We start from the raw sequence: 12,500 nt of genomic DNA, 5'->3' as shown, positions 1-12,500 counted from the left end.
GGCCTATCTACCGCGGCCGCACGACCATGACCGGTGTCGTCGCGGACTGCGCCACGCGGCTGCTCACCGACCCCAGCAGCATCCCGGTGAAGCCACCGCGGCCGTGGCTGCCGACGACGACGAGCTGAGCCTGTTTGGCCTCCTCGAGCAACCAGTAGGCTGGCTGGGCGCGCTCGACGCGGCGGTGGACCTTGACGTCGGGATAGCGTTCCTGCCAACCGGCAAGGCGTTCGGCCAGGAGTGCACGGCCGGTCTCCTCCTGCTCCTCCCACGTGGGTCCGATCGGAGGAATGTCACCGACGTCGATCCAGACGTGCAGTGCCACCAGGTCGACGCCGCGGCGCGATGCCTCGTCGAACGCGTGGGACGTGGCCACCTCGGATGCCGGTGAGCCGTCGATGCCGAGCAGCACGGGCAGGCGGCTGTCGTGCGCGGCCTGGTCGTCGCCGTGCACGACGACCACGGGTCCGCTGGCGTAATGGAGAAGCGAGGTGCTGGTCGAGCCGAGCAACACGCGCCCGAGCGCGCCCATCCCGCGGTTACCGACGACAACCATCTGCGCGGATTTCGACGCGTCGATGAGGGTTCTGGCCACGCTCTCCTTGCGGATCTCGGTCTGGACCGTCAGGCCGTGCGTCTCGCCCAGGCAGTCGGCCACCACCTTCTGGGCCTGCTCGATCGCGTGGCGGGCGTTTTCCTCCTGACACTCGAGCACCGTGGCCATGTACGGGCCAGCCGGCCAGCTGACGACGACAGGTGCGATGACGTGCATCAGCGTGATCGGTGCATCGTGCAGCGACGCTTCACGGGCGGCCCACCGCACCGCGGCGTCCGACTCCGCCGAGCTGTCCACACCGACGAGGATTCCGTACTCGGTTGCGCTCTGGACCATGTTCGTTTCCTTCTCGGTCGCCGGGTCGTCTTGGACGTTACGTCCGTCCGCGATCGGGACAGAAGGGCCTTTGGTCCTTTTCTCGCCGGTCCAGGGGTTGATCGGAGCTCGAGCTGATCCTCGATGCACGGTCCTACCGCGTGCTGAACTCAAGAAAGCCCAGATGATGGGCGGCGCTGATATTCGCCATCACCCGCTGCATGAGCGCGTCGCGAAGACCTCTGCGCGCGACGCTGTGGGGCAAGTTGTGCAGCAGGAAAGCGTCGAGTCGATCCTCGATCGGCCAGCAGGCATACATCGGTCCGGTGAATTCCGAGGCCAGGAACTGCCATGCCAGGTCTTCGAGGTCCAGTTGCGCCGGCTCGGAGTGTGAAATCACGATCAATACGGTCCTTTCGGCTCTGCGGCGGCTCATATCCGTCGGGTACATCGTGTTCGGCGGCCGGCTCGGGGTGTAGGGACGAAAGTCTCAATCCTCGTGCCCGGACGGTCTCGCGCACACAGCAGCGAAGCGCTGACCCTGCCGGCGCGGACCAACGACACCCAACCGTGCGACTTCGGTCCCTAGGTACGGCACCGGTCAGGTGATGGACTTTGCCCATGAGAAGCGCAGCGTTCGCGGTCGGCAAGCGCCGGATGGATACCGGCAGACCGAACATCGTGACGTTGACGATGAATCCGGCGCTGGACATCACGACCTGTGCCGACCAGGTTCGGCACACGGACAAGATCCGTTGTGGCGCAACCCGGTACGATCCAGGCGGCGGCGGCATAAACGTGGCTCGCGTCGCGCACGTCCTGGACGGACCGGTAGTTGCCGTGTTCACATCTGGCGGCCCTACCGGTGCGATGGTGGCCGACCTGGTGCGGCGGGAAGGTGTGGCGTACGAACCTGTCGAGATCTCGGGGGTGACGCGTGAGAGCTTCACCGTGAACGAGGGTTGTACGGGCAAGCAGTACCGTTTCGTGCTGCCGGGCCCGCACCTGACCATGACCGAACAGGCGCAGTGCGTGGAAAACCTGCGCCGCCACGCCATGTCGGCGGAGTTCGTGGTGGCCAGTGGCAGCCTGCCACCAGGTGTGGATCCCCGGTTCTATCAGCAGATTGCCGACATGTGTCGTGAATCCGGGGTACCGCTCATCCTCGACACCTCGGGTGGGGGACTGTCACACATCGAATCGGGGGTGTTCGTACTGAAGCCCAGTTTGCGGGAGTTGCGCGAATGCACAGGCAAGGAACTGACCACCGAGCGTGAGCAGGTCGCCGCGGCGAGGGACCTCATCGATCGTGGTGTGACAGACGTGGTCATCGTGTCGTTGGGGGGCGACGGAGCCCTCATGGTGACCGCGCGTCAGAGCCAGCGGTTCAAGGCCGTGCCGGTGGCATCTGGCAGCGGGGTCGGAGCAGGGGATGCGATGGTCGCGGCCATCACGGTCGGCCTGAGCCGTGGGTGGCCGCTGCCCAAGTCGGTGCGTTACGGCATCGCGGCCGGCGCGGCGATGCTGCTGACCCCGGGCACCGCGGTGTGCCGACGCGCCGAGGTCGAGCGGTTGTTCGCGTTGGCGGCCGAGCCCGAGGATCTCACCTCGGGGTGGTGACGACGGTGAGGGTGCCGTCAGGGGCGCGCCGGGTGGGAAGCTCAGCGGTCCTGGCCAGGCGCGCCACGGCACGCTGAATATCGTCGGCGAGAACCTCGACGTCGGGGATGGCGTCGAAGTCGGCGGTGATCCCGAAGACGAGATCGTCGGCGTAGCTCAGGATGGCGACACCGGTGCGGAGGCCGAGTGCGATCGGTGGGATAGGTACCACCCGAACCACTCGATGTCCCAACAGTTTCAGGTGTTGGCGTGGACCGGGAACATTGGTTGCCAAGGTGACCACGCTCTGCTGGGGCATCCTGACCGCCGCGCGCACGAGCAGCGTCGTGATCCCGAACGGTAGGGAGTTCACCGCCGAGACGAAGACGCTGCCGGCTTGGCGTTGGCCGGTGCGTTTGGCGTTCTCCATGCGCCGATGAACGGTGAGGAGCTGTTCGACCGGGTCGTGGATGTCCACAGGCAGGCACGGCAGCATGAGCGATACCCGGTTGTCGACCTGGGCGGCCGCGTCGTTCGAACGCACCGACACGGGCACCAGGGTGCGCAGAGAACGCGCACCGGGACGTTCGCCGCGACGGATCATGGCTGCGCGGAAGCTGTCGGTGATCGCGGCCAGGGCGACGTCGTTGATGGTCACGTCGTATGCGTGGCAGATCCTGCCCACGTCGGCCAGGGACACCTGTGTCGATGCGTATCGGCGCAGATCCGTCACAGGTCCGCGCAGAGGCAACGGGTGGGAGTCCAGGAGGCCGCTGGCGATTTGGAGCGCGCCCTCGGCCACCCGTATGACCTCGGATCCCACCGACGCGGTGGCGTCGACCGCGGAGCGGATCAACCGCACGGGATTGAGTGTCAACTCGAAGCGTCGATTTTTCTGCGGTGCAGTTGGTTTGGCCCCATCGATGTCGGAGGAGAACGAATCGACGGTGCCCTCGTCGGACAGATATGACAACAACTGCGCGGCCGCGATGCCGTCGGCGATGCAGTGGTGGATCTTCATCAGGATCGCCCACCGGTCTGACGGCAGTCCCTCGATGATCCAGCATTCCCACAGCGGACGAGACCTGTCGAGCCGGCGTTCCATGATGTCGGCGACCACGCCGAACAGAGCGGTGTCGTCACCGGGTTGCGGCACGGCAGTGCGCCGAACGTGATGTGCGACGCTGAAATCGTGGGCCTCGACCCACTGCGGTGCTGCGAGGTCGAGCGGTTGACGCTCGACGATCTGGGTGAATCGGGGAATGGACATCAGTCGGTTGTAGACGCTGCCCAGCAGTACGTGGTCGGTGGGCGGTGAACCCTCGAGGATCGCGAGCACACCGATGACGAGACTGACATTGCGGTCGGCGTCCTCGGCCTCGAGGAACGCGACGTCGAGTGCGCTCAATCGGTCCATCTTGTGAATGTGCGCCCCGTTCCACCGCGCAGACAGGGGCAGAAGTCCCATCGCGGAAGGTATTTGTGCTCTAGGACTCCGGTGAAAGATCGGGTGCAATCGGTAACAACAGGGCGTCTCGATGAACGAGGAACCATGGAAACTTTCACCTTGGGTGTCGGTGAGTGGTTGGGGTCCGTGGTGTGGAGCCGAAACCCACTGGTGCGCCGTCGTGACCGCATCGAAGGGGCGTTGCGGCTCGCGGCCGTGGTGTTGTGTGTTCTGGCGATACCGCTGACGGCGTCGATCGGGATCTCGGTGTATCACGACCGTGAACAGGTCTACGCCGCACAGGCCCGCGACGCACGCCAGGTGATTGCCGTCGCGGCCGAACGAGGTGCGCTGGTCAACACAGAGGGCCACGCCCAGCCGTACCGGGCGGACGCGACCTGGACTGTCGACGGACAGCAACACCGCGGGCGTCTCGTATGGGCGGATTTTCCGAATGTCGGTGACGAACAGACCATCTGGGTCAACCCCTCAGGCAAGGTCATCGATCCTCCGCACGGTGAGGGTCGCGCCGTCGGCGACGCGGTTCTCACGGCGCTGTGGGCATGGATTCTCTTCGCAGCCGGCGTCGGCGGCGGGCTGATCTTGCTGCACCGGAGGTTCGACCGGGCTCGCTACGCCGAATGGGAACGTGAATTCGAGATCATCGCAGGAAAACGAGAATGGGGAATGCAATGACGTCTTCAGCCGGCACACGTGGCGTTCTGGTTGGCGTGGATGGTTCAGAACCGTCGACAGCGGCGGTGGAGTGGGCGGCGAAGGAGGCCGTGCTGCACAAGGTTCCCCTGCGGATCGTGCATGTCATGCAGTGGCCGCCCGGTAGCGCGACGTGGTCCGAGATCCCCGCGCCCACCACGTTGGCGGATCAGCTCAAACGCAACGCCGAGCAACTGCTCAAAGAGGCCCGCAAGGTCGCCGAGGACGTGGTCGGCGGAGCAGTCGAGATCCACGTCGACGACGTCGTGGTGGCAGGCAGTGTCGTTGCCGCGCTGACAGAACTGTCCGAGTCCTCGCGGCTCCTCGTCGTCGGGTGCCGCGGGTTGGGGCCCATCGGCCGGAGACTCTTGGGTTCGGTCACTGCGGGTCTCATCCGGCATGCGCGCTGTCCGGTCGCGGTGATCCACGGCGAGTCGAAGGCCTCTGCCATTGCGACCACGGCACCGGTCGTCGTGGGTGTCGACGGTTCACCGGCCTCGGAGAAGGCGCTGGAGTTCGCGTTCGACGCAGCCTCTCGACGAGGCGCGCCACTGTTGGCGGTGCACGCGTGGAGCGACGCCAACGTGGCCGGCTACCCAGGAGTGCGTTGGGACGATCTGCGGGTGCAGGCCGAGGAGAGTCTGTCCGAGCGTCTCGCGGGATGGCAGGAACGGTATCCCGATGTCCACGTGCGACGCGAGGTCGTCCTCGACCGTCCCGACCGTAGGTTGTTGAAACGCTCGGAGATCGCGCAGCTGACCGTTGTCGGAAGCCACGGTCGCGGTGGATTCGCCGGACTGCTGCTCGGGTCGGTGAGTACCAGCGTGGCAGAGGCCGCAGAACGGCCGGTTGTGGTGGTCCGCGGCTGAGTCAGTATTGCTCGTCGTGGTGGCGGCCGTGGTCCAGCTTGGAGATGAACACGGCCGCCTGCGTGCGGCGCTCCATCCCGAGTTTCGCCAGCAGGCGTGACACGTAGTTCTTGACGGTGCGTTCCGCCAGGAACATGCGTTCGGCGATCTGCTTGTTGGTCAGTCCTTCGCCCAGCAGTTCCAGCAGCATGCGCTCCTGATCGCTCAGACCGGTGAGAGGGTCGGAGTGTGAGGCTGTCTCGCGAAGTCTCTTCATCAGGGCGGCTGCGGCGCGGTTGTCCAGCAGGGAGTGTCCGGCTGCCACCTCTTTGATGGCATGGGTGAGGTCCATGCCCTTGATGTCCTTGATGACGAAACCGCTGGCACCGGCGAGGATTGCGTCGAGCGTGGCCTCGTCGGACGTGAAGGAGGTGAGCATCAGACAACGCAGATCGGGCAGTCGCGACAACAGGTCGCGACACAGCTCGATCCCGTTGCCGTCGGGCAGCCGGACGTCGAGAACCGCGACTTCGGGTCGCAACGCGGGTATCCGCGCCATCGCCTCGGACACCGAGCCTGCCTCGCCGATCACATCCAGATCGGGATCGGACCGGACGAGGTCGATCAGGCCACGCCGGACGAGTTCGTGATCATCGACGAGAAAGACTGTCACCATGGGGATCTCCCTGTGAAAAACTCTTCGAGCGGACGTCGTGGGGTGGCCGGGGCGTCGTCATCGCGTGTGGCCACCCCGACGCGGATCAAGACCTGAGGAGTGGCCTCCTGGCCGATCAGACGAGCCACGATGTCTCTGCTCGTGGCCAACTCGGTGATGTGGGTCAACGTGCACGTCGCCATTCCCGCGACCGTGGCGTCCAGCAGGACCGCCGAGAGCGCTTCGCCACAGTTCAAGATGCTCGTGCGGTCGTTCTCGAGCGTGGACAACACCACGACCTTTGCCTGATCGTGGCCAGGTCCGGCGCATCTGTCACCGGTGCGGGGGTTGGGGAAGCGTCTGCCGACGCCGACCCGCTCCGATTCGGAGGCCGAGACCAGAGCGCTGTAGGGTATTCCGTCGATAGACTCGAATTGTCCTGTCCACCAATATAGTTCGGCGTGATAGGACGAATCGTACTGGCGGAGGGACTCGGTGAGCCGTGAGGCATACGCCAGCTCGGGTCGTGCGTGATCGGGCACGACGTCGAACCCTACGGTGTCGAAGGCGATCGACTTGCGCAGCTGCACTTCCAATGTGGGCCAGTCGGCAGGCTCGGCAAACGGTAGTCGGTCGGTGCGGCGGCGGCTGATGGCGGCGGCACGTCGTCGGCGGTGCTCTCGCGGGAACAGCCGGATCTCGGGGAATTCGATCGACGCGAGGTGCAGCGGATCGCCGCGATCAGTCAGCCTGGCGACCTTGGGCACCCAGCCGTCGGCGGCCATCGCGACGCAGAAATGATCGAGCATCGCGCCACAACCGATCACGGCCTCCCGGCCCATGTGGTCCGCGGAGTAAAGGATGCGCTGTTTGTCGACGAACAGGTGAAGAGTTTTGTCGACCGCGGCCCACAGCCACGGTTGACTGTTGTGCAGCGAGGGCGCTCGGCACGTCAACCGCAGCGCGTCACCGATCACGTCGACTGATGGCTGAGCATCTCTCATGTTCCGTGTCCCCGGTGTCGTGTGCTCCTGTCAGCCTGGCGGTGCCAGAACAAGATCAACAGGGACTATGGTCCTCAACCGGGGGCCGTAGGACCCTGGCGGGACGATCGCGGAACGCGGCACCATGCAAGCATGGAGGACAAGCCGGAAACGGCGGTTGCGCAGCGCGACAGAGTGTTTGCGTTCGGAAATCTCGATGCGCAGATCCGTGAGACGCACACGGGGCTCGTGGCGCTGATCGGTGACCTCGCGTACAAGGCCAAGAAGCCGGTCCGGACGGATTTCCTGGATTTCACCACAGCGCAGCAGCGCGAGGCGGCATGTCTTCGAGAGGTAGAACTCAACAGCCGCCTGGCCCCCAACAGTTATCTCGGTGTGGCGCACCTTGTCGGGCCGGGGGATCGCCCTGACGAACCCGTGGTGGTCATGCGCCGCTACCGGGATGCCGACAGGCTGTCGACCTTGGTCACGCGAGGGGCTGAGGTGAACGACCAACTCGACGTGATCGCCGAGATCCTTGCGCGCTTTCACCGCGACGCCGGACGCGGGGCGGTCATCGACGATCAGGCACGCGCGACCTCGGTGTGGGCCCGCTGGGACGAAAATCTGACCGAGCTGGCCCGCATGTCGCTGGTGCCGCCGGAGCAGCTGAGTGAAGTGCGCCGGCTGGCTTCGCAGTACCTGTCCGGCCGCGCCGAGCTGTTCGCCGAGCGCATCGCGGACGGCCGCATCGTCGACGGACATGCCGATCTGCTCGCAGACGACATCTTCTGCACACCGGAGGGACCGGCCATTCTCGACTGTCTGGAGTTCGACGACACTCTCCGCTATGTCGACGGCGTCGATGACGCCGCTTTTCTGGCGATGGATCTGGAGTTTCTCGGGTCACCCGAGCTCAGCGCATTCTTCGTCGACCGCTACCGGCACCACGCGCATGACACCGCTCCGCAGTCTCTGATGGATTTCTACGTGGCCTACCGCGCGGTGGTCCGTGCGAAAGTCGAGTGCATACGTGTCGGCCAAGGTCGACCGGAGGCGGCCACCGATGCGTGCCGCCACATCGACATCGCCCTTGATCGTCTGCGCGCGGCCACAGTTCAGCTGGTCATCGTCGGTGGTGGTCCTGGCACCGGCAAGACGACTGTTTCACGGGCCCTCGCCGAAGAACTGGGCGCCGTGGTGATCTCGACCGACGACGTCCGTCGGTATCTGCAGGAAAGTGGCGTGATCGGTGGTGCGGCAGGAGAACTCGACACCGGTCTCTACGCTCCGAAAAACGTTGCGGCGGTCTACGACGAAGTGCTCGCGCGGGCACGTCATGCGCTCACGCACGGCCGGTCGGTGATCCTCGACGGGACGTGGCGCGACGTCGGCCGGCGTCAGCGCGCCCACCTCCTCGCATCTGAAACCGCGGTCCCTGTGGTGGAGTTCACCTGCTCGCTTCCGGTGGTGGCGGCCGGTGAACGCATCGCGTCGAGATCGGGCACGACGTCGGACGCGACCCCGGAGATCGCCGACGCCCTCGCAGAACAGGGCGCAGGCATCGTTCACGGACATTCGATCGACACCAGTCGACCGCTGCGCGAGTCGGTGACAGAAGCACAGCGCGTCTGCTGTCTGGCGATCTAGATTCGTCAGCGGCGCGGCCGGCAAATCCCGGTTGATTTCGTTGGCAAGAACCCATTCCGGTCGGTGGCGGACCGGTTCCTCGAGAGCGCTGACGGCACGGTCAATTCTTGGTTGCAGGTATGCGCAACAGGCGTAGCGTCCAGGTCGAAGGATGGGTGGAGGTCAGATTTGGGCGCTCGAGATACTGGATCGATCGTTGCGAGACCGGCCTGGCGTAGACCCGTGGGGCAGTCGCATACGGACGACTCGCCCGAAGCGGTCGAGGTCCGGATGGCCGCGTTGTTGCAGGACATGGCCTCGCTCGATGCCGGTTTGGAACCAGAGTCCACTCTGCACGGCATTCTCGACGCGATCATGCGGGTATCAGGTGCCTGTTACGGTGCCGCCGGCCTCTGCGCCCCGAACGGCACACCTGCGACATTCCTGCAGGCAGGAGCCCTCGCGCAAGCGGTCCCGGATTCGCCCGACAGGGACATGCTGGGGTTTCTTCGCAATCGGACAGGTCCGCTCAGAATCGATGGTCTTGCACGATCTGCGGCCGAGGTAGGTCTGCCAGAGCTGCTCCCGCCGATGCGCGCTGTGCTCGGCGTGCCGCTCGTCTCGCACGGCGAAGTGCTCGGCAGTCTGTACGTGGCCGACTCCCGGGCCGGGTTCGAGTTCTCCGACGCTCATGTAGGGGTTGTCGAGGTGCTCGCGACGGTGGCGGCGGACGTCGTCCACAGTGTGTGGCATCTGGCCAAAGTGCGCACCGTGGCGCGGTGGGTCTCCGCGAGCCGTGAGATCACCATGGCCTTGCTCGGTATGAGCGGCGGAGAGGATGCCCCTCTGCGGTTGATCGTCGGCCGGGCAGCGGAGCTCACCGTCGCGAGCCAGGCCGCCATACTCGTCCCGTCCGAGGCGGACCGGGCTCCGGAGGAGGTTCGCAGCCTCACGGTTGCCGTTGCCGCCGGCGCACGTGCCGACGAGGTCGAGGGGCAACAGGTGCCGGTATCCGGCTCCACGAGCGGACGGGTGTTCCGCACGGGGGAGTCCACGATGACGGATGGATTCAGATACCCCATCACTTCGTTCACCGACCAGGGGCGCCGCCCCGCGATCGTCGTGCCACTGCGTTCGGCAACCAACAACCTCGGTGTCATCGCTGTCGCCCGCGACGCCGACGACCCGCCGTTCGACGTGGACGAGATGGCCATCATGGAGGATTTCGCGCACCACGCGGCCGTGGCCCTCACACTCTGCCGGGCGAATGAGCAGGCACGGCAACTCACCGTGTTGAGCGATCGGGAACGCATCGCCAGGGATCTGCACGACCATGTGATCCAGCGGTTGTTCCTGGCCGGTATGGACCTGCAAGGAACCATCGCCCGCACCAAGTCCGATCTGCTCAAGGAGCGGTTGTCGCGCACTGTCGACGACCTGCAGTCCATCATCGACGAGATCAGGACGGCGATCTTCGACCTGCAATCGCCCGCGGCTTCCGCCATGAGTTTCCGGCAACGGATTCAGGCGGCGGTGGCGGCTGTGACCGACAACAGCCCCCTCGCGACGACCGTACGCATCAGCGGACCCATCGTCGCGGTCGATCCCGCTCTGGCCGACGATGCCGAAGCGGTGATCGTCGAAGCCATCAGCAACGCGGTGCGCCATTCCGGAGCGACCAGCGTGACGATATCCATCGAGGTATCGGATCGGCTCGATATCGAGGTGGTCGACAACGGTCGAGGCATACCGGCAAACACCGCGCGGTGCAGTGGGTTGGCTAACCTCAAAGCCCGGGCGCAACAGGCCGGCGGCAGCTGTCAGATCACCAGCTCGGCCGGGTCGGGGACGCATGTGCGCTGGAGTGCCCCGCTGAGCGGGGCTTGACCATCCACACCTGCTGTCAACGCACCACGATCACCGGGGAATAGGCGGCGCGGGCGACCTTCGAGCCGACCGATCCCAACAGCATTCCGGCGAATCCCGCGCGCCCATGGCTGCCCACAACGACGAGTTGTGCGTGGCGTGACCCGTCGATGAGCCACCGTGCCGGCTGATCGCAGACGATCTGCCGAGTCACTCTCACGTCGGGATACCGCTCACGCCATCCGGCGAGACGCTCACCGAGCAGTTCGCGTCCCTGGTCCTCGTACTCGTGCCAGTCCATGCCGAGCGCCGAGAACACCCCGACGTCGCTCCAGGCGTGCAATGCGATGAGATCGACGCGCCGACGAGAGGCCTCGTCGAACGCGAACGCCGTGGCGTCCTCGGATGCGGGTGATCCGTCGATCCCGACGAGCACGGGGGAGCGGGGGTCCGGTCGACGTATCTGGTCACCGTGGATCACCGCAACGGGACAGTGCGCATGGTGGATGACGCCGCTGCTGACCGATCCCAGCAACGCGCCGCCGAACGCACCCAGGCCGCGGCTCCCCACCACCATCATCGTGGCGTTCTTGGACACATCGACAAGTTCGGCAACGATGCCGGCATAACGTATTTCGTGCCGGATGCCGTCTGGAGCGGACTCCTCGACGGCGACGAACGTGTCGTGGGCGTGCTTGATCACGTTGCGGGCGTTGGCCTCCTGCCACTCGGTGACACTGCCCTGCACGGGTGGGACCGGCCAGTTGACGATCATCGGTTCGACTACATGCATCACGGTCACCGGGATCTTGCGCAGTGTTGCCTCGCGTGCCGCCCATCGCACCGCCGCGTCGGACTCCGCCGAACCGTCGACCGCGACGACCATGCCGTACCCAGCGCCGTTTCCGTTGTGACTCATGTGGTTCCCTCCGTGCGATCGACGCGTCACCGTGATCCTCGGCGCATTCACCGGTGGTCCATAGGGACGAAAGTCCCGACCCTCGCGGTCAGTTGTCAGCCGATCGGCACCCCGCTCACGAGGTGGCCCGCATATGTCCGGCGGCGTCACAGGGTTTCATCGACGAATCCGGCGATCAGTCATAGCGCGCCACCAGCACCGATGACGTGGTCCCCTCGAACAGGTGGAACATATGACGCCCGTGAGGGCCGAGGATGCGCGGGAGTTCGGCGACCTCCGACTCACCGATAACGGCGAGCTGGACCGGCTCGTCGTGTCGCCTCAGAAAGCCGGCCACATCGTTTCTGTCGGTGATCGGGTAGATGTGGAGATCGGGATTGCGGAGTTGTATGGATTTGACCTGGTAGATGAACGCGTCGCCCTCGCGTCGATCCCCGAGCACCAGAACCGGTGCCTGCCGCAATCGCGCCTCGGCCATGGCTGATTCGACGACGTGTTCGTCGGCCGGGTTCCCAGCGGCGATCCAGTGAACCGCCGAGTCATCCTCCTGTGCACGGATGACAGCCACCGGGCACGCGGCGCCCTCGGCAACCGCCAAGGCGATCGACCCGAGAATCGATTCCGCGTAGCGGCCGATGCCCACCGATCCGACACACAACATCGCCGCACGGTCGGACTCGTCGATCAGCGCGCGCCCCGGTGGCCCGTCCACCAGGGCGGTCTCGACCTTGACCTCGCTGTAGCGCCGGTTCACATCGATCTGGGCGGCCGACAGGGCGTCCTGTCCGCGGCGGACATCGTCGTAATAGTCGTCTGCCGATGGATGTGAAGCCTTGGTGGCATACACCAAACGCAGTGGAACGTTGCGGGACTCGGCTTCGGCAGCCGCCCATCGAGCGGCCCGTACACCCGCTTCGGACCCGTCGATACCAACTACGATCGGTGCGGAATTCTCTGGCTCCAACATCT

12 protein-coding genes are annotated in these 12,500 nt (G+C 65.5%); 5 read left to right on the top strand and 7 right to left on the bottom strand.

Going from position 1 to position 12,500, the window contains the following annotated elements; all coding sequences use genetic code 11:
• Positions 1-7: 7 nt before the first annotated feature.
• Together AT701_RS19745 and AT701_RS19740 are read right to left on the bottom strand one after the other, a co-directional pair.
• Positions 8-892, bottom strand: coding sequence for a universal stress protein (locus AT701_RS19745; protein ID WP_003895405.1), 885 nt, complete (start codon positions 890-892; stop codon positions 8-10).
• 133 nt (positions 893-1,025) lie between these two features.
• A complete protein-coding gene (locus AT701_RS19740; RefSeq protein ID WP_372509713.1) occupies positions 1,026-1,271 on the bottom strand; it encodes a hypothetical protein in 246 nt (81 codons plus the stop codon).
• 221 nt (positions 1,272-1,492) lie between these two features.
• On the opposite strand from AT701_RS19740, the gene AT701_RS19735 reads away from it, so the two are divergent.
• Positions 1,493-2,491 carry a 1-phosphofructokinase family hexose kinase gene (locus AT701_RS19735; protein WP_011729424.1) on the top strand — a complete coding sequence of 333 codons (999 nt, stop codon included), beginning with the start codon at positions 1,493-1,495 and terminating at the stop codon, positions 2,489-2,491.
• Here AT701_RS19735 and AT701_RS19730 read toward each other — a convergent pair.
• Entirely contained in the window at positions 2,475-3,887 is a 1,413-nt protein-coding gene (locus AT701_RS19730; protein ID WP_029104438.1) for a WS/DGAT/MGAT family O-acyltransferase, read from the bottom strand. The genes AT701_RS19735 and AT701_RS19730 overlap by 17 nt on opposite strands.
• Before the next feature lie 135 nt (positions 3,888-4,022).
• Here AT701_RS19730 and AT701_RS19725 point away from each other — a divergent pair, with 135 nt between their 5' ends.
• Both AT701_RS19725 and AT701_RS19720 read left to right on the top strand, forming a co-directional pair.
• Positions 4,023-4,613, top strand: coding sequence for an Rv1733c family protein (locus tag AT701_RS19725; RefSeq protein WP_029104437.1), 591 nt, complete (start codon positions 4,023-4,025; stop codon positions 4,611-4,613).
• Positions 4,610-5,500: a universal stress protein gene (locus AT701_RS19720; RefSeq protein ID WP_003895400.1), complete on the top strand. Its 891-nt coding sequence runs from the start codon at positions 4,610-4,612 to the stop codon at positions 5,498-5,500. Before AT701_RS19725 ends, AT701_RS19720 begins: the two co-directional genes overlap by 4 nt.
• 1 nt (position 5,501) lies before the next feature.
• On the opposite strand, the gene AT701_RS19715 is transcribed toward AT701_RS19720, so the two are convergent.
• Positions 5,502-6,155: a response regulator transcription factor gene (locus AT701_RS19715; RefSeq protein ID WP_011729420.1), complete on the bottom strand. Its 654-nt coding sequence runs from the start codon at positions 6,153-6,155 to the stop codon at positions 5,502-5,504.
• Positions 6,149-7,138, bottom strand: coding sequence for an Acg family FMN-binding oxidoreductase (locus AT701_RS19710; RefSeq protein ID WP_058126452.1), 990 nt, complete (start codon positions 7,136-7,138; stop codon positions 6,149-6,151). The genes AT701_RS19715 and AT701_RS19710 overlap by 7 nt, the downstream gene beginning before the upstream one ends.
• Before the next feature lie 132 nt (positions 7,139-7,270).
• Here AT701_RS19710 and AT701_RS19705 point away from each other — a divergent pair, with 132 nt between their 5' ends.
• Positions 7,271-8,767, top strand: a complete 1,497-nt coding sequence (locus AT701_RS19705; protein ID WP_011729419.1) for a bifunctional aminoglycoside phosphotransferase/ATP-binding protein — start codon at positions 7,271-7,273, stop codon at positions 8,765-8,767.
• A gap of 270 nt (positions 8,768-9,037) precedes the next feature.
• Positions 9,038-10,633, top strand: coding sequence for a sensor histidine kinase (locus AT701_RS34320; RefSeq protein ID WP_235630840.1), 1,596 nt, complete (start codon positions 9,038-9,040; stop codon positions 10,631-10,633).
• A 16-nt stretch (positions 10,634-10,649) separates the two neighbouring features.
• Here the strand turns inward: AT701_RS34320 and AT701_RS19695 are convergent, their stop codons facing one another.
• Entirely contained in the window at positions 10,650-11,531 is an 882-nt protein-coding gene (locus AT701_RS19695; RefSeq protein ID WP_011729417.1) for a universal stress protein, read from the bottom strand.
• 175 nt (positions 11,532-11,706) lie between these two features.
• Positions 11,707-12,498: a universal stress protein gene (locus tag AT701_RS19690; protein WP_003895393.1), complete on the bottom strand. Its 792-nt coding sequence runs from the start codon at positions 12,496-12,498 to the stop codon at positions 11,707-11,709.
• Between the last annotated feature and the right edge of the window lie 2 nt (positions 12,499-12,500).

Origin of the sequence: Mycolicibacterium smegmatis (assembly GCF_001457595.1) — a bacterium.
Lineage (GTDB): Bacteria > Actinomycetota > Actinomycetes > Mycobacteriales > Mycobacteriaceae > Mycobacterium > Mycobacterium smegmatis.
This window is presented reverse-complemented; position numbering and strand designations above follow the sequence as displayed.

Excerpts from the sequence above, each read along its gene's own strand:
- AT701_RS19745 (WP_003895405.1), bottom strand. The coding sequence starts at position 892 with ATGGTCCAGAGCGCAACCGAGTACGGAATCCTCGTCGGTGTGGACAGC.
- AT701_RS19735 (WP_011729424.1), top strand. The coding sequence starts at position 1,493 with ATGAGAAGCGCAGCGTTCGCGGTCGGCAAGCGCCGGATGGATACCGGC.
- AT701_RS19730 (WP_029104438.1), bottom strand. The coding sequence starts at position 3,887 with ATGGACCGATTGAGCGCACTCGACGTCGCGTTCCTCGAGGCCGAGGAC.
- AT701_RS19725 (WP_029104437.1), top strand. The coding sequence starts at position 4,023 with ATGGAAACTTTCACCTTGGGTGTCGGTGAGTGGTTGGGGTCCGTGGTG.
- AT701_RS19720 (WP_003895400.1), top strand. The coding sequence starts at position 4,610 with ATGACGTCTTCAGCCGGCACACGTGGCGTTCTGGTTGGCGTGGATGGT.
- AT701_RS19715 (WP_011729420.1), bottom strand. The coding sequence starts at position 6,155 with ATGGTGACAGTCTTTCTCGTCGATGATCACGAACTCGTCCGGCGTGGC.
- AT701_RS19710 (WP_058126452.1), bottom strand. The coding sequence starts at position 7,138 with ATGAGAGATGCTCAGCCATCAGTCGACGTGATCGGTGACGCGCTGCGG.
- AT701_RS19705 (WP_011729419.1), top strand. The coding sequence starts at position 7,271 with ATGGAGGACAAGCCGGAAACGGCGGTTGCGCAGCGCGACAGAGTGTTT.
- AT701_RS34320 (WP_235630840.1), top strand. The coding sequence starts at position 9,038 with ATGGCCGCGTTGTTGCAGGACATGGCCTCGCTCGATGCCGGTTTGGAA.
- AT701_RS19695 (WP_011729417.1), bottom strand. The coding sequence starts at position 11,531 with ATGAGTCACAACGGAAACGGCGCTGGGTACGGCATGGTCGTCGCGGTC.
- AT701_RS19690 (WP_003895393.1), bottom strand. The coding sequence starts at position 12,498 with ATGTTGGAGCCAGAGAATTCCGCACCGATCGTAGTTGGTATCGACGGG.